The organism is Simiduia sp., from assembly GCF_058345725.1.
In genome coordinates, this window is sequence record NZ_JBTUOC010000067.1 from 1 (window position 1) to 17,609 (window position 17,609).

16 protein-coding genes are annotated in these 17,609 nt (G+C 55.6%); 1 reads left to right on the forward strand and 15 read right to left on the reverse strand.

Translation table 11 applies throughout. The annotated features are described in order from the left end of the window. Window positions 1-716: 716 nt before the first annotated feature. The 11 genes from ACW8F6_RS14265 to ACW8F6_RS14315 form a co-directional block, all read right to left on the reverse strand. Entirely contained in the window at window positions 717-1,619 is a 903-nt protein-coding gene (locus ACW8F6_RS14265) for a GGDEF domain-containing response regulator (RefSeq protein ID WP_491576548.1), read from the reverse strand. A 54-nt stretch (window positions 1,620-1,673) separates the two neighbouring features. Beyond that, on the reverse strand, window positions 1,674-1,859 hold the full coding sequence (locus tag ACW8F6_RS14270; protein WP_491576549.1) for a hypothetical protein: 186 nt from the start codon (window positions 1,857-1,859) through the stop codon (window positions 1,674-1,676). A 92-nt stretch (window positions 1,860-1,951) separates the two neighbouring features. Then, window positions 1,952-3,196, reverse strand: a complete 1,245-nt coding sequence (locus ACW8F6_RS14275) for a ribonucleotide-diphosphate reductase subunit beta (RefSeq protein WP_491576550.1) — start codon at window positions 3,194-3,196, stop codon at window positions 1,952-1,954. Window positions 3,197-3,787: 591 nt separating this feature from the next. Further along, entirely contained in the window at window positions 3,788-5,329 is a 1,542-nt protein-coding gene (gene traF / locus ACW8F6_RS14280; RefSeq protein ID WP_491576551.1) for a conjugal transfer protein TraF, read from the reverse strand. Window positions 5,330-5,379: 50 nt separating this feature from the next. After that, window positions 5,380-6,027: a maleylacetoacetate isomerase gene (gene maiA, locus ACW8F6_RS14285; RefSeq protein ID WP_491576552.1), complete on the reverse strand. Its 648-nt coding sequence runs from the start codon at window positions 6,025-6,027 to the stop codon at window positions 5,380-5,382. 21 nt (window positions 6,028-6,048) lie between these two features. Further along, complete coding sequence (locus tag ACW8F6_RS14290) at window positions 6,049-7,059, reverse strand: fumarylacetoacetate hydrolase family protein (RefSeq protein WP_491576553.1); 1,011 nt, start codon at window positions 7,057-7,059, stop codon at window positions 6,049-6,051. A gap of 40 nt (window positions 7,060-7,099) precedes the next feature. Continuing rightward, window positions 7,100-8,431, reverse strand: a complete 1,332-nt coding sequence (gene hmgA / locus ACW8F6_RS14295; protein WP_491576554.1) for a homogentisate 1,2-dioxygenase — start codon at window positions 8,429-8,431, stop codon at window positions 7,100-7,102. 69 nt (window positions 8,432-8,500) lie between these two features. Continuing rightward, complete coding sequence (locus ACW8F6_RS14300; RefSeq protein ID WP_491576555.1) at window positions 8,501-9,430, reverse strand: DMT family transporter; 930 nt, start codon at window positions 9,428-9,430, stop codon at window positions 8,501-8,503. A gap of 334 nt (window positions 9,431-9,764) precedes the next feature. Further along, window positions 9,765-11,312, reverse strand: coding sequence for a parallel beta-helix domain-containing protein (locus ACW8F6_RS14305; protein WP_491576556.1), 1,548 nt, complete (start codon window positions 11,310-11,312; stop codon window positions 9,765-9,767). Beyond that, window positions 11,302-12,510 (reverse strand): cytochrome-c peroxidase, encoded by a 1,209-nt coding sequence (locus tag ACW8F6_RS14310; RefSeq protein WP_491576557.1) that lies wholly within the window; start codon window positions 12,508-12,510, stop codon window positions 11,302-11,304. Before ACW8F6_RS14310 ends, ACW8F6_RS14305 begins: the two co-directional genes overlap by 11 nt. After that, on the reverse strand, window positions 12,507-13,103 hold the full coding sequence (locus tag ACW8F6_RS14315; RefSeq protein ID WP_491576558.1) for a c-type cytochrome: 597 nt from the start codon (window positions 13,101-13,103) through the stop codon (window positions 12,507-12,509). The genes ACW8F6_RS14310 and ACW8F6_RS14315 overlap by 4 nt, the downstream gene beginning before the upstream one ends. Window positions 13,104-13,384: 281 nt before the next feature. Here ACW8F6_RS14315 and ACW8F6_RS14320 point away from each other — a divergent pair, with 281 nt between their 5' ends. Continuing rightward, window positions 13,385-14,191 (forward strand): substrate-binding periplasmic protein, encoded by an 807-nt coding sequence (locus ACW8F6_RS14320; RefSeq protein ID WP_491576559.1) that lies wholly within the window; start codon window positions 13,385-13,387, stop codon window positions 14,189-14,191. A gap of 85 nt (window positions 14,192-14,276) precedes the next feature. Here the strand turns inward: ACW8F6_RS14320 and ACW8F6_RS14325 are convergent, their stop codons facing one another. The 4 genes from ACW8F6_RS14325 to rsxD all read right to left on the reverse strand — a co-directional run. After that, on the reverse strand, window positions 14,277-14,972 hold the full coding sequence (locus ACW8F6_RS14325; protein WP_491576560.1) for a TetR/AcrR family transcriptional regulator: 696 nt from the start codon (window positions 14,970-14,972) through the stop codon (window positions 14,277-14,279). A 180-nt stretch (window positions 14,973-15,152) separates the two neighbouring features. After that, window positions 15,153-15,860, reverse strand: coding sequence for an electron transport complex subunit E (locus ACW8F6_RS14330; RefSeq protein WP_491576563.1), 708 nt, complete (start codon window positions 15,858-15,860; stop codon window positions 15,153-15,155). A 56-nt stretch (window positions 15,861-15,916) separates the two neighbouring features. Next, window positions 15,917-16,567 (reverse strand): electron transport complex subunit RsxG, encoded by a 651-nt coding sequence (gene rsxG / locus ACW8F6_RS14335; protein ID WP_491576561.1) that lies wholly within the window; start codon window positions 16,565-16,567, stop codon window positions 15,917-15,919. Beyond that, a partial coding sequence (gene rsxD, locus ACW8F6_RS14340; protein WP_491576562.1) for an electron transport complex subunit RsxD occupies window positions 16,567-17,609 on the reverse strand: 1,043 nt, incomplete at its 5' end. The genes rsxG and rsxD, both read right to left, overlap by 1 nt.

The window sequence follows — 17,609 nt, forward strand, 5'->3', positions numbered from 1 at the left end:
GCCAGAAGCGGCAATGCGTGTCGGATTATTTCCGCGCACTTGTCAGCAATAACTGACAGGCCTAAAGGATTTTTTTTTAAACCCAAAATGAAAGGGGCCAGCAGTGCTGGCCCCTTAAAGCTTTTTCCCTAAGTGTTGGTCTTCGTCCCTAGTCCCTGACCTTTTATAGACCCCCATCCAAGGGGTTCTTCCCTTTGCCTTCGCTGGCGAGCAGTACTTCCTGTGGACTTCCTTGTTGATAGTTATTCTGCGACGCTTGCGGGTTTTCCACCAGTGGCAAAGGGAGGCATTGTCTGTAGGCAGATTGCGCTGTGGCTGTAAGCCTTGGCTTACGCCCCGTCAGCTGGCCAGATAACGGATGCACAAATGAAAAGACCAGCAAATGCTGGTCTTTGAATATTTTTCCCTAATTGTCGGTCTCTGATTAATCCTTAATCAACATCCTTGCATCATCGCGCGCGTCCTACGCTATCCTTGATGCCGTTTCCCTGACCGTAATTTTTAGTGGCCCTGTATTCCCGAGGGCGCTTCCCTTGACCTTCACTGGCCTCGTATGCATCCGTGCTGACTTCCTTGTATGTGTCCATTCTCTCTGAACGCCGACCGGGGGACTAGTGGCGTATGGCTGAACCTTTTGTAAGCCATATCGCACAAGCCCTAAGATTCTGGCGCGCTATGACCGTATTAGTGTGAGTTGTGTCACAGTTTTGGCGCTATTAGCCGGCCACCACGCAATTGCGGTTTTGGGATTTGGCCTGGTACAGCAGTCGATCGGCGCGATTGATCATTTGATCGAAGCGAATGTCGTCGGTATTGAGTGCCGTGACACCCAGGCTCAACGTGAACTGAATGGTTTGGCCCTCAAAATCCACATGGGCGGCTTCAATGCTGCTTCTGATGCGCTCGGCGGTTTGAGCGGCCCCCGCGCAGGCGGTTTCGGGGCAGCAGATAGCGAACTCCTCGCCCCCTAAGCGGGCCAAAATGTCGGATTCGCGCAGAGATTGCCGGCACACATCGGCGATAAGCTTTAATGCCAGATCGCCCATGGCGTGGCCGTAATTGTCGTTGATGGCTTTAAATTTGTCGGCATCGAGCATGATGACCGCCAGGGGGCGGTCGTGTCGCTTGGCTTTGGCGAACTCAACTTGGCACAGCTCGAAAAAATGGCGGCGGTTAAAACAGCGCGTGAGTGAATCGGTGGACGCCAGAGTGGCCAGGCGCTCGTTGGCCGCCGCTAGCTGCTCCTGGCTTTGTTTTAAGCGCACGGCCGAGCGCACGCGGGCTTCCAGGACTGGGTAGATAAACGGTTTGGAGATGAAGTCGTGGGCGCCAATGTCCAGGGCATCAATCACACTGTCGTCGCTGTCGTCCGCCGAGACCATGATCACGGGGACATTTTCAACCTCGGGTATGGACTTCAGCGCTTGCAGTGTTTCAATGCCGCTCAGGCCCGGCATCATCATATCCAACAGGATGACATCGGGTGCGAAGGCAGGTGCCTTATCTAAACATTCTTGACCGCTGGTGGCCGATGCCACATCGTGCCCGTCGTCTTCCAGGTTGTACCACAGTAACTTGATGTTGTCTTCGACGTCGTCAACGATGAATATTCTGGCCATGAACTGCTTTCTCTTGGTTTTACAGCAGTATAGACAGAATTCAGCGCTCGGTGATTAGTGCACGTGTGGTTGAGAATCGATGTCGGCGCTATCAAACTGTGCGCGGGGAATGTCTTCGATTTGGTAACGCAACCGATTGATCACTTTGCCCATAACTTCCAGTGTTTGGCTCAATTGATCCAGGCTGATAAGCAGGGCCTCTTGGGCGGGGTCTAGAGTATTGCGTCGATCGTGGCTCATGGGTCTCTCCAAGGTCTGGCAGTAGCGGCTACCGCAGGCAAGTGTTGACGAATGCGCTGGCGGCCAGGCCGCCAGCGAGCGACGCCTAAGCGTTATTCCCAGCTCAGTGCGCCACCGGTTTGGTATTCAATCACGCGAGTTTCAAAGAAGTTCTTTTCTTTGCGCAAATCCATAATTTCACTCATCCAAGGGAATGGATTTTGCGCGCCCGGAAACTGCTCTGGCAGCCCCAGCTGGGCCAAGCGGCGGTTGGCAATGAAGTGTAAATACTCTTCCATGGTGGCGGCATTCATACCCAGCACGCCGCGCGGCATGGAATCCCGGGCGTAGGCGATTTCCAGCTCGGTGCCTTCCAATACCATCTGAATAACTTCCTGTTTGAACTCGGCAGTCCACAGGTGTGGATTTTCCAGTTTGATCTGATTGATAACATCAATTCCGAAGTTCAGGTGCATCGACTCATCGCGCAGAATGTACTGAAACTGCTCGGAGACGCCGGTCATTTTATTGCGGCGGCCCATGGCCAAAATTTGGCTAAATCCGCAGTAGAAGAAAATGCCCTCGGTCACCACGTAAAAGGCAATCAGGTTGCGCAACAGCTCCTGGTCGGTCTCTGGGGTACCGGTGGTAAAGGTGGGGTCGGACAGCGATTTGGTGTGGTTCAGGCTCCAGACCGCCTTATTGGCCACAGAGGGTAGCTCGCGGTACATGTTAAAGACTTCGCCTTCGTCCATGCCCAAAGACTCAATGCAGTACTGGTAGGCGTGGGTGTGAATGGCCTCCTCAAAGGACTGGCGCAAAATGTACTGGCGGCACTCGGGGTTGGTGATTAACCGGTAGATAGCGAGCACTAGGTTGTTGGCTACCAGCGAGTCGGCGGTAGAGAAGTAACCTAATGAGCGCATCACGATGCGGCGCTCGTCTTCGGTGAGGCCGTCGGCGGATTTCCACAGCGCCACGTCGGCAGTCATGTTGATTTCCTGAGGCATCCAGTGGTTGGCGCAGCCATCCAGGTACTTTTGCCAAGCCCACTCGTACTTAAAGGGCACCAGTTGGTTCAGATCCGCGCGGCAGTTAATCATGCGCTTGTCGTCCACCTGCACGCGTTCGGCACCCAGCTCTAGGTCGGCAATACCGGCGGCTGTGTCTAGGTTGGCCACGGCGGCGCGGGCTTTGGCGACGGCGTCAGTGGCGGGTTCGGATGCGGCCGTTTGGGCCGCTACCGGCGCTGCCGGAGCACTGGGTTTGGCTGGTGCGGGGGCGGCGGCAGCGGCCGGTTGCGGTTCGGTGGGCTTGGTTGTGGTGGCTTCGTTTTCGTAGTCGTCCCAACTCAGCATGGTCAAAGGTCCTTAAACTGCGTAGTCAATATGGCTAATACATAGATAGATTCCCCACCGGCTAAGTGTGGGGCGTAAAGTGTTGCGGTATTCTTTCTTTGTGGTCATGGTCTGCTTACTCCCTGTTAGCTGACAAAACGTGCTGGCTGCTGTCGATGTTTAGTGTTTGGCCCAGTATTCTGGCGCCTTATGACAACGAGTTGCCATTCTGTCAGTTGCAGGTCCGGACGTCGACGCGCTGCCCGGCATTCACATTTGGCATATTGCGCCTTGCCAATGGTTGTAGTCGCTATTTTTACGCGTCTCTCGACGGCTTTCTTCGCGCTCAACGGGCCGCAAGGGGGCACTAAAAGGGCGTATTGGCTGTGCGCTTTGATGGGCTACATTTTAACGGCTGCCACAAGATATGCAAATTCTAATTAGCAATAACACAATATATGGTGGCGCTTGTGGATAACTTGTGGGTGGACTGTGAATCGTCTGCGCAACCACAGTCAGTGCGGGCCATGCAGCGGTGCAGGGGCTACTCCTAGACCAAAGGGCCGTGCTTTCGGGTGAGGAATTACTAACGTGTGGCGAATACCAGGGCCACTAAAAATGCATCCCCAGCTGCAGGCTGACGCCGTATTCGTCAAACCGCTCTGCGCGCGCCACGGCGATATCGAGGTGGCCAGACTGAAAACCGATGCCGAGCCCCAGAGATGGCAGTCTGCTGTGGTCGACGCGATTGACCCGATAGCCCGCTCGCAGTGCCGTTTCGCGCCAAATAAATACTTCGACGCCGATGCCCACATACTGCTTTTTGGGGTCGAATCCAAGGGGTTCATTGGCGGTGAGATCGAGGTCCAACCCCACATTAACATGTGTACCCCGGTAGCCCAGGCCAGCACGAGCTATGGGATTAAAATCCTGGACGCTGCCCAGCACTGAGGTGAGGCTAAAAGGTACTGCATTGCGAACCACTGCCCCAACATTCCAGTGTTCTGTCAGGCGCCAGTCCAGGCCAATATCGACATTGGCGCGTCGATATTGCGAGCGGTTTTCAGCCAGGCGGTAGTCTTCAAAAGCAATGTCAGTGACAGGCGCGCTAAAATCTATGAGCGTAATATCCAGCTGTTTGAGATTGACACCCAGACTGAGGCGGTCGGGCACCAGTTGCCAGGCGCCTCCGAGTGCAGTCTCCTGAATTTCGGCGCCGGAGACAGCCACAATGGACTCAAAGTTTTCCGGTGCCTGGTAGCGTAGGAAACTGCGTAGGTCAATATCGCCAAGGCCTAGGTCACTCAGTGGCACGCCGTCGTTTTGAGCCGCAAGTGCCAGCGCCAGTCCCTCTACATCGATGTAGGACAGAAGGGTGTGAATACTAGGTTCTGTGGTTTCATAGGCCTGAATCAGATTGGCGACACCCGGGATATCGCGGTAGTTTGACAGCTCGGGCGACAGGGTGCCCGCCTGTACCGATTGGGTAACTAGCGTTTCTATACGTTCAAAATCAATGGCTTGTACCAGAGCCTCTAAGTTATCGCTAAAGGCGAGAACGTCGGCCGCCGCCCGCGTGACGTCGATCAATTGGCGCATGCGTGCCGCATCTATCTCCGCCAGTTCAAACTGCCCGCCCAAAATGGTGTAGCGCCTGACAAATACACCCGCGCCCCAGCCCTCATCTGCATAGCCCAAGCTAAAGCCACCTGCGGCGGCAGCGCGTACGGGTCGATCAGAGAGCCCTTCAATGGCCGTCAATAGTTCGTCGCCAGATTGCGCCAGTTGCCTGAGTTGCGGGGCGTTTAGCTGGCCGTCTTGCATGGCGCTGCGCGCCGAGAGTAATAGCTCGTCCAAGGCCGCTTCGGGATAGTCTGTTTGAAATTGGTCAACACGATCTAGAAAGTCGTCGCGGTCGATCAAGCGTGCGCCTGCAAAGAGGTGTGCAAAAGTACCGTCTAAATGTTTGGCGTTCGCTTGTGCAAGCAGGCTGGGGTTGAATAAAGCCGCGTTGGCAGGTCGCCCAGTTGCGACGCCCACGCCACCCATGGCCATGGTGCGCGCGTCAAAAGAGATAAAAGTGGTGGCTTGGCTTAAGGGAAGGTGGGCAGCGCTCAGGACACAGCCGAGCAGTAGGCGGAGGGAAAATTTCATTGGGGAATTATAGCCGACACCCTGAGGTGCCGGCAGCGGTGCTATGGGATTTATTGCGGTGCGTCGGGTTGGCGCTCGGGCAGCGCGTCGGCGAAAGCCGGCTGCTGATTGCAGTAATCGGTAATACGATTAATCAGCGGAAATGCACTCAGGTCCACCTTGAAGCGCCGGGCGTTGTACACCTGTGGGACCAAGCATACGTCGGCCAGGCTTGGCGAGTCGCCAAAGCAATAGTTGCCTGCATGTTGCTGCAGGTTTGTCTCTAGCCCAGCAAAACCGGTTTGAATCCAGTGAGCGTACCAGGCATTTTTCTGCGTTTCGCTAACGCCCAGTTCACCGGTCAAATACTTGAGCACGCGCAAGTTGTTCAGCGGGTGAATATCGCAAGCTAGTGACTGGGCAAAGGCGCGGATGTGCGCCTGTGCCCAGGCGTCGCCAGGCAGCAGCGCCGGTGTGGGGTGCTGGCTCTCCAGATATTCGATGATCGCCATCGACTGGGTCAGCAGCCCCTGCTCGGTGGCCAGCGCTGGAACCAGCCCCAGAGGATTGAGCGATCGATAGGCGGGCTGACTTTGCTCGCCATTGATCAGCGACACGGCCACAGCGTCGGCCTGCAAACCTTTCAGGTTGAGCGCAATGCGCACGCGATAGGCCGCCGACGAGCGAAAGTAGCCGTAGAGCGTCATGGTGTTGTCCATATGCTGTTACTCCGCGCTCTGTTAGCCCTGTTTAACCAGCGTCTGCTCGATGGCCCCAAAAATGGACTCGCCTTGTTTATTGAGCATTTCAATTTTGACTTTATCGCCAAATTTCATGAACTGGGTGCTTGGCTTGCCGTCGCGAATGGTTTCAATCATGCGAATTTCCGCAATGCACGAATAGCCCACGCCGCCTTCGTCGATGGCCGTACCGTGGCCGGTGCCCTGCTTGTTCGACACGGTGCCCGAGCCAATGATGGCGCCGGCGCCCATATTGCGAGACTTGGTGACATGGGCAATCAGCTGGCCGAAGTGAAAGGTCATGTCGGTACCTGCATCGGGTTTGCCGAAGGGCTTGTCGTTGAGGTAGGACAGCAGAGGTAGCGACACTTTACTGCCATCCCAGGCATCGCCGAGCTCGTCGGGGGTGACGGCCACGGGCGAAAAGGCCGAGGCGGGTTTGGATTGAAAAAAGCCAAAACCCTTGGCCAGTTCGCCGGGGATGAGCCCGCGCAGCGAGACGTCGTTCACCAGCATTAACAATTTGATGTGTTGCTTGGCTTGTTCGGCGTCGGTGCTCATGGGGACGTCATCGGTAATGATGGCAATTTCGCCTTCGAAATCTACGCCCCATTCGTCACTGGGCAAGGGGATGTCGTCGCGCGGACCAATAAAGTCATCTGAGCCGCCCTGGTACATGAGCGGGTCGGTCCAGAAGGTCTCGGGCATTTCCGCATTGCGGGCCTTGCGCACCAGTTCCACGTGGTTGACGTAGGCACTGCCGTCGGCCCATTGGTAGGCGCGCGGTAGCGGTGAATCACATTGGCTGGGGTCGAAGGCAAAGGTGCCTGCGGCGCGTCCGGCGTTCAGGTCGTTGTACAGAACCTGCAATTTGGGTTCGGTGTCTGCCCAGTTATCCAGGGCTGCCTGCAATGTGGGCACGATGTGAGTGGCCTTTACCGCTTTTTGTAAATCGCGGCTAACCAGGATGAGGGCGCCGTCGCGGCCGTGTTTCAAAGAAGCAAGTTTCATGGTGATAATCCCTGTTGGGCCAGCGAGCTGGCGTGTTCAATTATGGGCGAAAATGTTTTTTCAGCGAGTTCCAGCAATCGACATAATCGCGCTGGCGCGCCTCAGTTTCCATGGCAAAGCGCGTGGGCCGGAAGGCGTAACGCGATTCAAACATGAAGGCCAGCGTGTTGTCGTAGCGCTGGGGTTGGAGATCTGCGGTGCTGGCTTTTTCGAAAACCACCGCCTCGGGCCCATGCGGGCTCATGCAGTTGTGCAGGCTGGCACCGCCAGGCTCGAAACCCTTCTCCTTGGCATCGTAAACGCCGTGAATCAGGCCCATGAACTCGCTCATAATGTTGCGGTGGTACCAGGGGGGCCTAAAGGTATTTTCGGCCACCATCCAGCGCGGCGGAAAAATCACAAAGTCGCAGTTGGCCACTCCATGAGTGTCCGATGGCGACGTAAGCACCGTAAATATTGATGGATCTGGGTGGTCAAAGCTCACCGTGTTAATCACGTTAAAGCGCGCCAGGTCGTAGCAGTAGGGCGCAGAGTTTCCGGTCCAGGCCACCACATCCAGGGGGGAATGGCCCAAGCTCGCGCGAAAGAATTCGCCGCCGTATTTGCAGATTAATTCAAAGGCTCCCTCTCGGTCTTCATAGGCGGCCACCGGGTACTGAAAATCGCGATCGTTGGCATAGCCATTGGCGCCCACGGGCCCGCGTTCGGGCAACTCGAAACTGGCGCCGTAATTTTCACAGATATAGCCGCGTGCTGTGTCGTCGTGCAGTACTACGCGGAACTTCATACCGCGCGGTATGACGGCAATGTGTCCGGGCAGAACGTCCAATAACCCGCACTCGGTGTGCAGACGTAGACCGCCGGACTGAGGCACCAATAACAGCTCGCCGTCGGCATTGTAAAAAAAGCGATCGGTCATAGATTGGTTGGCCAGGTACATGTGAACCCCTAAGCCAATTTGGGTTTGGGCGTCGCCGTTGGCAGCTAGGGTAATCAAGCCGTCGATAAAATCTGTGGGCGCTTCCGGTAGGGGTAAGGGCGACCAGCGCAGCATATTGGGTACCGGTGGCTGCTCGGTTATGGGGCCGGTGCGCACCAGCCGGCTGGCCTGGGTATAGGGTTCGTAGTCACCTTGCAGTGCCGAGGGGCGAATGCGGTACAGCCACGTGCGTCGATTGCGCGCGCGCGGCGCTGTAAAAGCGGTGCTGGAAAATTGCTCAGCGTAGAGGCCGTAGGCCACCCGTTGGGGATTGAACTGTCCAACGGGCAGAGCTTGTGGCAAGGCCTCGGTTTCGTGTTCGTTGTCAAAGCCGGTCAGGTATTGCAGTGGTTCCATGGGATCGGGGCTCTGTCTGTCGGTATCGGTGCGCACAACTTAGTTACATTTGTAACCAATGTCAAATCCTAACCGTTGACAGCCCCGATCGCGTGTACCTGGGTGTTAGTTGCGCGCGGCGATTAGTCGTACGGGCGGGTGTTGCAATACCCAGAGGCCGGCAACGATCAATGCCATTCCCAGTGCATGCCAGAGGGTAAAGGCCTCGTCGAGCAGCGCTATGGCGAGCAAACTGGTAATCACTGGGCCGGCATTGCCCAGCAGGCTCACCTGTTCTGGACCGATGCGGCGCACCGCCTCGGTTGCCAGCAAGCCGGGTATAAAGGTTCCGAGCACGGCCAGCAGGGCGGCAATGACATAAACGGTATCTGGGAAGTGCTGCAGGCTTTGCAGCACAGCGCCGGCCGGAAGCCGTAGCCATTGGTGTATCAACATACACAGCGTGGAAAACAACATGACGATGGCGGCAAAGGGCAGCGAACCCATGCGTTGAATAGGCTCGCGGCTGAGCACCATGTAGGCGGCAAAAGTGACGGCGCTTGCCAGTACCAGCAGCGTGCCGAGGATGACATCATCGCCTAGCGCTGCTAGATCGGTGACAAACATCAGCGCCAGCCCCCCATAGGTCAAGCCCATGCACAGGTAGATGCCCGGCCCCGGCCGACGCCGATAGATGGCCCAGCTAAATAGCACGGTAAAAATAGGATAGGTAAACAGCAGCATGCGTTCTAGCTGTGCGGTTATGTACTCGAGCCCCAACATGTCCAACAGTCCGGCCACATAGGAGCCTAAAAAACCCAAGCCGCAGGCCAGGCCAATGTCGCCCAACCGAGCGCGACGGTAGCGCATCGCCCAAAGGCCCGCCATTAAAAACAGTGGCGCCGCCATAAGTAGGCGTAGCAACATGAGCGCGCTGGCGTCAATGCCGTAACCATAGGCCCATTTAATTAAAATGGGTTTGGCGGAAAAAAGTGTAATGGCCACTATTGCGAGTAGCGCTGCTTGCCTATCGGGTGGTGCAGGTGGGTTGTTCATCGCCGGTCAGTCCTTGAGTGAAAAAGGCTGCACGGGACGGAGGGTGGATTAAAGGAACGCAAATACACCGACTGACCCTGCAGCCGGTGTAAAAATACGAATACTTACGCCATTACACCCGCCACCGATCGCGTACGCCATAGGGCGACCGACAGTGAGTTGCGGTGTGTGGACAGGGCAAAAGCGCGCATGTGTATCTCCATGGATGAGCACCAACCATAAACCAGTGGCACAGTATTTGGCAACGGCGGCTAATGGATTTTTTTGCGTTAAATAATAAGGCGCACCCGGGTGCGCCTTATTGTCAGCGAAACATTAGGTTAGCAGTGGAACACTAAGGGGATTGGTTGAGAGCGGGATCATTAAAGATACCGTTATTGTCGACACCCAGCATGTACTTGGCCACGGCTAAGCGCAATTTAGGGTCGAGGTAATCTTGCGCGGGCATTTCTGGATAGTCTTCGCGCTTTTTCACCGGTTGCGCTATGTACTCGGCCAGGCCCTCTGGGTTGTCCATATAAAGCGCTTGAATGATTTGCACGGGCGGCCCGATCATCCGCACGTTGTACGCATGGCAACCGGTGCAAATACCGAAGTAGGCTAACTTGCCTTTTTCCGATTCGCTAAAGGGATGCGGCTCGGCCGGTTCAGGGAGTAGATAGGACACAGTAGCACTGGTGCTGCTAAAGTTGCAGGTGCCGTAATCGCCAATACCGAGTGCCACGTATTGCCCTCGATTGAGAATGCAGCTGTCTTTGCTGGTGCCGACGTTAATAATGTCGACATTGTCTTTCACAAAATTTGCCAACTTGTAAGCGGCGATCTCTTTAATGGGCTCGTGGCCGTTGCCAAACATCACGTTGTTCAAAATAGCCACTTGGTCGGAATTTGGATCGGACTCTGGGTCTAGGGTGATGTTGGCAAAACTGTGATGGTCGGTCACGACGATTCCGACGTTTTTATTATTGGTAATGATATTGCCTTCAATGGTGACCTGGTCGGCAGCCATGACAATGATGCCGGTGCCGGCCGGTACGCCGGCGACGATAGAGCCGGGGGCACCGAAGTTTGCATGGTTGTTATCATTGATAAAATTGTTGCGGATGATGACATCGTATGTGGTTTTGATGGGCAGGCCTGGGGTGATAAATGCCAGAATGCCACCGGTGTTATTGTAAACTTTATTGTTCTCTACGATCGCGTGCCGCGAGTTTTCTATCTCAATGCCCGCCACATTCTCGAAGACTTCGTTGTTGTTGACGTGAATGTTGTCGCACATGCCCACGTAAATGGCGGCGTCTTCAATACCGCTCAAGATATTGCGTTCAATGAGGCCATTCTTGCCGAGTTGAGGAAAAATGCCATAGACGCCAGTATCGATCACATGGTTGTTGCGAATCAGAAAACTATTGCCTGCCTGGCCCATGATGGCATTGCCCTTGTAATGGGTAATGCGGAAGTTTTCGACAGTAATATTATTGCCCGAGTAGAGCACGGCGTCGTTAAGTTTATGTTCGCCTTCGAGTACCGGCCATTTGCCCGCCTGAATCACCCCCGTGAGCCAAATATCGTCCTTGTCGATATACACCGTTTCTTTGTATTCGCCGGGAAAAACGCGAATGATGTCGCCGCTGCTGGCGCGCTTAACGGCGGCTTGGATCGATTCGCCGTTGTACACGTCGAGGGTTTGTCCGCTACCGGATGCGCCGACGGAGCTGTCCAGTGCGGCACCGGCTGCCAGGCCGGCACTGGCATTTTTGGCGTAGCGGTTGGCATCGCCAACCAGAGTTGCGCTGTTGTCGCGATTGAATTGATTGCCGAGCCAGGCGCCGGCGGCCAGTAAGCCAACCGCAGCAATGGTAGTGATAATTTTATTGCTCAATGTCCTTCTCCCTTTGTTGTTTTTGTGCGTAGCGGTGTCTCAAATCAGGCGGCAGTTGCCCGATAGGCATTAGTCCGGACGGCAACTGCGTAGGAATGGGCGGGGTAAATTGTTCGTCGGTAAGTGTGTGCATAAACGTCACGAGCGCATCCAACTCGGCGTCTGTAAGATTGGGCTCCCATATGTGCCAGTGCAATACTGTGGCCTGTTTTTGCGCATCGGTGAGTGCGTGACCTCGGCCTTGGGTGTAAAAGGCGGCGGCGTCGCGCAAGCTAGCCAGGGTGCCGTTGTGCATGTAGGGCGCAGTGCGGGCGATATTGCGCAGGCTGGGCACTTTGAAGCCGCCCCGCCAGGTGGGGTTATCAAAAATGGCGCCAGCGCCCAGGTCCCACTCGCCCGTCGCTGGGTCCGCCACGCCGATCACGGCAATCTGTTGGTTGGTAAACAGCGGTGGCGTGTGGCACTCGGCGCAGCGCGCCACAAAGGAGCGGAAGATATTGAGCCCGTGAATTTCAGCGTCCGTCAACGCCGCGTGGTGGCCGTGCGCGTACTGGTCGTAGCGGCTATTCAGTGAGATCAGCGATGTTTGAAAGGCCGCTAATGCGGTGTAAATCTGATCGAGGGTGATGGCGCTGTCGGGCTGTGCGAAGGCGGAATTAAACAGCTGGCGATAGCCGGCGTTGTCGTTCAGCCGATTCAATAAGCTGGCCGGCTGTGCCCCCATTTCCCGGGGTGAATAAAGGGGGCCCTGCATTTGCGCTTCCAGGCTGCTGGCGCGTGCATCCCAAAAAAAGCGGGTGAGAAACGCCATGTTCCAAAGGCTTGGCGCTGAGCGCTGACTGACGGCGCCATTGATGCCCTGCGCTAGCGCTAGGCCATCGGCAAAACCCAGCTCAGGATGGTGGCAACTAGCGCACGACAGCGATTGATCTTCCGACAGCAGTGGATCGAAAAACAGGTAGCGCCCCAGGTCTATTTGCTGGGGGCTAAAGCCGTCGCGGCGTTGAGGCAGGGCTGTTTTTAGGCCGCCCACACCTCGGTTGTACAGCGAGTTGTACTGGTCGTAGAGGCTGCGCAATAGGCAGCGGTTATCGTCAGTGCGTTCAAAGCCGGGTGGACACTGGTCGTTGAGCACAATGTCAGCCCGAACCCCCAGGGCGACCAGTAATAGCGCTAACAGGCCAAAATATCGGGTCACTTGGCCTCCGCACCGTTGAGGTAGCTCAACACATCTGCCAGCTCTCGATCATTGAGATGGCTGGCCATCATTTTCATTTGCCGCCCTAGCTTGTCCGCCGGGTGGCTACCGCGTAGACCCGACTGGAAGTGCGCAAACTGTCGCGCTAGGTAAGCATCGCCCACACCCACCAAGGCGGGCGCCTTCAGTGCGCTATTGCCCTGCCCGGCCGGGCCGTGGCAGGCGCCACACTTCATGTTGTACAGCTTGTATCCCGTCTCTGCATTGCCGGTCACGGTGGCTTGGGGCTGCACGCGCGGCAGCTGCGCCAGATAGCCACTGACGGCGTCTATATCCGCCTCGCTGGTTAGCGTCTGGGCCATGGCGCGCATTTGTAGGCCGAGGGTGTCGCCGCTGTCGGCGCCGCGCACACCGGCTTTAAAGTGTTTGAGTTGGCGCGCTAGGTAGTCGGCGGACTGGCCCGCGAGGGCGGGTGCCTGCAGTGTCGCGTTGCCTTGGCCGAGGTCGCCATGGCAAGCGGCGCAAGGCTGGTAGCGGGGTTCGGCCAGACTGGCGGATGCGATAAACAGCAGCAGAAGTGCGAGCGGGCGCATAGAGCTTGATCCTTTTTTTATTCTGGTTTGTGCAGATTTTCGGTCTGTACAAAAAGCATAGCTATTATTGTGTGGTACGTTGGTGCCACTTATGCTACCTGAATTATACGCCTGTCCAATGGAAAATATCGACCCCGTGAACCAGGTTGGCGTCTAAAATGTCTGTGTGACACCCGCTATTGTGCAATTGGCACCTTTTGCTGAGTGCTCAGTGGTACGCACATGTGGGTTGTTGCCAAGTCGATGGGCTTGCGATGCTTTCTTTGGCGAGGTGCGCTGTTATGTTGTCTTACTTGCCCAATCTGTTGGGAGCGCTCTGTTTAGGGCTGTCGACCGCCGTCGCGGCCCAGAAGGAAGCCACTGCGGCTCGGTTGGTGCTTGGGAGCGACCAATTTTGTCCCTATGTGTGTGCCGGCGGCAGCCAACCGGCGGGCTATCTGGTGGACTTTGCCCGCGCGGTGTTAGAGCCGGCAGGTTTTCACGTCGTTATCGATTTGCAGCCCTGGTCCAGAGCAATGCGCAACGTGGCGACCGGCCAGATGGACGGCCTGCTCGCAGTGAGCGAGTCGCGCTCACAGGGCCTGGTGCGCTCGCCCGCGCTGGGTGTCGACAGCGTTGGGTTTATGAGCGCCAAACCCTTGCAGCCGATTACGGCGGCCAACCTCTATCAGTTAAATGGCCTGCGGATTGCCCAGGTCGACCCTAAACTGACCGATCCAAACACACCCTTCGATCGCTATATCCACAGCCGAATGAGTCGCGACGATGGCACCATTGTTAGCGTTTCCAGTGACAACCCAGCGGCGCAAATGGTCAAAATGTTGCTCGCAGGCCGGGTGGATTTGGTGATTGATAATCCGGTGGTTCTGGCGTTTACGGCAAAGCAGTTAGAGGCACCGGAACTGCTGTTGTCGGGGCACTTTAATGCCAAGCCGCTGTATATCGCATTTCGCGACAACACCACTGGCGAGCGGGCAGCCGCTCTCCTTGCAGCCGCTTTGCCCCGTTGGCGAGCGGACGGACGCTGGGCGGCACTGTTGGCCCGTTACGGGCTAACGGAGACTTGGCCGCTACCCGACGACAGTTAAGGGCGCGAGTGGCCTGCGCGGGGGGCGGGCAGAAAAAAGCCCGAATTGTATCGGGCTTTGTGTGCAAGATTGCCGAACTTGCGAACTAGCGTTTAACGGCCAGCGCCAGCAGCTGCGCAATCATACGGCGCAGTGATTTGTGAGCCATTTCCAGCGCCATAATGTCTTCGCCCAGCAGCAACTGGTATTCCATAAACAGAATAACCCCATGAACAATGTGGGCATCAGCTTCGGGCTCTTTGGAACCCAGCACTTTGAAAAAATTCATAATGCTGGCAGTGATGTTCGCCTGTGGAATGCACGCGGTGCGAGCCAGTGCCGGGTTGCGCAGCGCCTCGGTTTTGAATGAATGCTCGATGACTCGGCGATCGCGGTCTTCAATTTGCGATTTGATGTGATTGACCATGGCGTTGGTCAGCGCCGTAACCAGCACTTCAAAAATCTGCGGATCGGCTAAATTGGCACCTTTCAGCTTATCGAGCGCTGCAAAACCGGTCTCTGCCAGCTCTTCAGTTTGTTTCAGGCTGTCTTGTGCGAACAGATTAAAGGCATCAGAAACAAGCTCTTGGATGTCTTTAAAGTAGTAGGTGGTTGCCGCAAGCGGCACATTGGCTTCTTTAGCTATTGCTCTGTGGCGAACTCCGCGAATTCCATCGCGGACAACGATTCGCAACGTGGCTTCGAGAATAGCGCGACGTCGTTCGCGGCTATCGGCTCGTTGAGCCTTTCTTCCCTGAAACTCAATTGCATCAGCTCTAGACGGACTTATTGCTGCAGTCATTCCCTTTCCCTCAAATAGTGGTGTTACCTTGGGCCCTCATCCTTACTTCGGAACTGATCAGTCACCGATGTGGGCCGCTTATTTGGGAAACTACGTTGGCTTCCCGATTTTTTTATGCTTTGGCATTGTAACCATAAATCGGGACTTGAAAAGGAGTAATAGCGATAAAATGCGAATCAGTCAGCTAATTGTGCCGGTGGTTCTGACTCTTTTGCTGCCTTTGGCAGTTGTTATTTTATTTTTGTCGCGTTTTTCTTTGACCTTTGTATCAATAATATTTTTTACCGCGATCAAAAATCCCACCACTAAAAATGCGCCGGGCGGCAGAATGGCCACCAGAAAACCGGAATAATTGTTCAACAATACAAGTGTCCAATCAGCAGCGCTTGCGCCGAAAAGCAAATCCATATTTGAAAAAAGTGTGCCCTGTCCCAGCAATTCCCGTACGGCGCCAATGGTTATTAATACCAATCCAAAGCCTGCGCCCATCATAAAACCATCGGCAATGGAGGGAATTATTTTTTGCTTAGAAGCAAACGCATCAGCGCGGCCCAAAATTGCGCAGTTAGTAACAATTAATGGAATAAAAATTCCCAGAATTTGATAGAGCTCGTAGGTGAATGCTTTCATTAGCATTTCGGTGCAAGTAGTGAAAGCAGCAATGATCATCACAAACACCGGCAGGCGCACCGCGTCGGATACGTGATTGCGAATCAGCGAAACGCAGGTGTTGGAACCCACCAGCACTAATAGGGTGGCCAGGCCGAGTCCGAGTGCGTTGACCACGGTGCCCGATACTGCCAGCAGTGGGCACAGGCCCAGGAGCTGTACCAGCGCGGGGTTGTTGGTCCACAAACCGTTGCGCGCAATTTCACTATAGTCCACAATTTTTTCGGGGCTTTTGCTTGGGGTGTCAGTCGCGACGGGCGTTGCAACGTCAGTGCTCATGGTTGAGTCTCTGTGCTTGCGTGAGTGGAAGGATGAAACAATGATTGGTGATTGTGCTCGACAAATTGCAAGGTGTTTTTCACTTGTTGGATCACGGCTCTCGGCGTAATGGTGGCACCGGTGAATTGATCAAAGGCGCCGCCGTCTTTTTTTACGGCCCATTGAGATTGGTTGTCTCGGGTGAGCTTGAGGCCGTTAAAACTTAACATCCAAGTGGATTTTTTCAGTTCAATTTTGTCGCCCAGTCCTGGCGTTTCCGTGTGAGTTAATACCCGCACGCCCGCCAAGGTTTTATCGCTATTGACGCCCACAATCATTTTGATTTTGCCGCTGTAGCCATCGGGCGCGGTAGTGGGAATAATAACGGCAACCACGGTTTCGCCCTGGCGGGCGCGGAAAATTTTTGCGTTGGCATCTGTGTGTAATTGCGCTTGCCAGTCGGTTGGAATCACCAGTGTGTCGTCTAGCATGTGGTTGTCGTGCGTGTGTGCGGGCAATATTTCCAGCAGGGCTTTTTGCGCCGCTGCTTGTTCTGCCTGCGCGATGGGCGCTTGCGTTAGTAGGTTGACCGTCGCTAGGGTGCTGGCAGTGAGCAGTGCAAAGCCACCGAGTAGCAGGCTGTTTTTACTGATGGATGTGGCCAGCATTATTCGCTTTTCTCCGTCGCTTTTCGGGGTTTGGCGTGTCCGTAGGTGCGCGGCACTGTGTAGTAATCGATGAAGGGTGCAGCGAAATTCATCAATAATACGGCGAAGGCAACGGCGTCGGGGTAGTTACCCCAGGTGCGAATGCAAAATACCAGCAGCCCCACGCCGGCGCCAAAGATTAGGCGCCCGCGATTGGAAGTGGCGCAAGTCACAGGATCGGTGACAATAAAAAATGCACCGAGCATGGTGCCACCCGACAGTAGATGTAGAAGCGGTGAGCCGGCCGAATTAGAGCTGCCGCCGTCATAAAAAAAGGCGGCCAGGAGCGCAAGTGTGGCGAGCATGGCTACGGGAGCATGCCAGGTAAACAAACGCTGCTGCAGCAAAAACAACCCGCCCAATAAAAAGCCCAGGTTCACCCATTCGTAGCCGGCGCCGGCCCATTGGCCAGCGGACAACAGCGGTGTTTGTTGGTACAGGTCCGTCAGCAATTGACCGCTGTTCTGGCGCAAAATATCGAGCGCAGTGGCGCCGGTGTAGCTGTCGGGTAAGCCGCCGCCGACAATGGCTTGCCAAGTCTCGCTCGCGCCCGGAGTGGCGCCCAATACTGCCGGCGTTAGCCACTGCGTCATCGGCACGGGAAAGGAAATCAGCAGTACCACATAACCCACCATGGCCGGGTTAAAGGGATTAAAGCCCAGACCGCCATAGAGGTGTTTGGCAACCACTATGGCGAACAATACGCCCACGAAGACTAGCCACCAGGGCGCCAGTGGCGGCAGTGCCAGCCCCAACAGCAGCCCCGTTACCAAGGCACTGCCGTCGCGCAGAAAAAATATAACTGGCCGCTTGCGCACCTTCAGCACCAGTGCCTCCAGCATCAGTGCGAACCCTATCGCCAATAGGACATTGATCAACGGGCCTGGGCCAAAAAACCACACCAGGGCGGCAAGTCCCGGCAGGGTTGCCAGGGCGACGGTGAGCATCACCTGGGTGGTGCGATTAGAACCGGTGGTGTGGGGCGAGCTAATGCGCATTAAGG

What these genes read in the sequence shown, in the direction of transcription:
- ACW8F6_RS14265 (WP_491576548.1), bottom strand. Translation starts at nt 1,619, where the DNA reads ATGGCCAGAATATTCATCGTTGACGACGTCGAAGACAACATCAAGTTA.
- ACW8F6_RS14270 (WP_491576549.1), bottom strand. Translation starts at nt 1,859, where the DNA reads ATGAGCCACGATCGACGCAATACTCTAGACCCCGCCCAAGAGGCCCTG.
- ACW8F6_RS14275 (WP_491576550.1), bottom strand. Translation starts at nt 3,196, where the DNA reads ATGCTGAGTTGGGACGACTACGAAAACGAAGCCACCACAACCAAGCCC.
- traF (WP_491576551.1), bottom strand. Translation starts at nt 5,329, where the DNA reads ATGAAATTTTCCCTCCGCCTACTGCTCGGCTGTGTCCTGAGCGCTGCC.
- maiA (WP_491576552.1), bottom strand. Translation starts at nt 6,027, where the DNA reads ATGGACAACACCATGACGCTCTACGGCTACTTTCGCTCGTCGGCGGCC.
- ACW8F6_RS14290 (WP_491576553.1), bottom strand. Translation starts at nt 7,059, where the DNA reads ATGAAACTTGCTTCTTTGAAACACGGCCGCGACGGCGCCCTCATCCTG.
- ACW8F6_RS14300 (WP_491576555.1), bottom strand. Translation starts at nt 9,430, where the DNA reads ATGAACAACCCACCTGCACCACCCGATAGGCAAGCAGCGCTACTCGCA.
- ACW8F6_RS14315 (WP_491576558.1), bottom strand. Translation starts at nt 13,103, where the DNA reads ATGCGCCCGCTCGCACTTCTGCTGCTGTTTATCGCATCCGCCAGTCTG.
- ACW8F6_RS14320 (WP_491576559.1), top strand. Translation starts at nt 13,385, where the DNA reads ATGTTGTCTTACTTGCCCAATCTGTTGGGAGCGCTCTGTTTAGGGCTG.
- ACW8F6_RS14325 (WP_491576560.1), bottom strand. Translation starts at nt 14,972, where the DNA reads ATGACTGCAGCAATAAGTCCGTCTAGAGCTGATGCAATTGAGTTTCAG.
- rsxG (WP_491576561.1), bottom strand. Translation starts at nt 16,567, where the DNA reads ATGCTGGCCACATCCATCAGTAAAAACAGCCTGCTACTCGGTGGCTTT.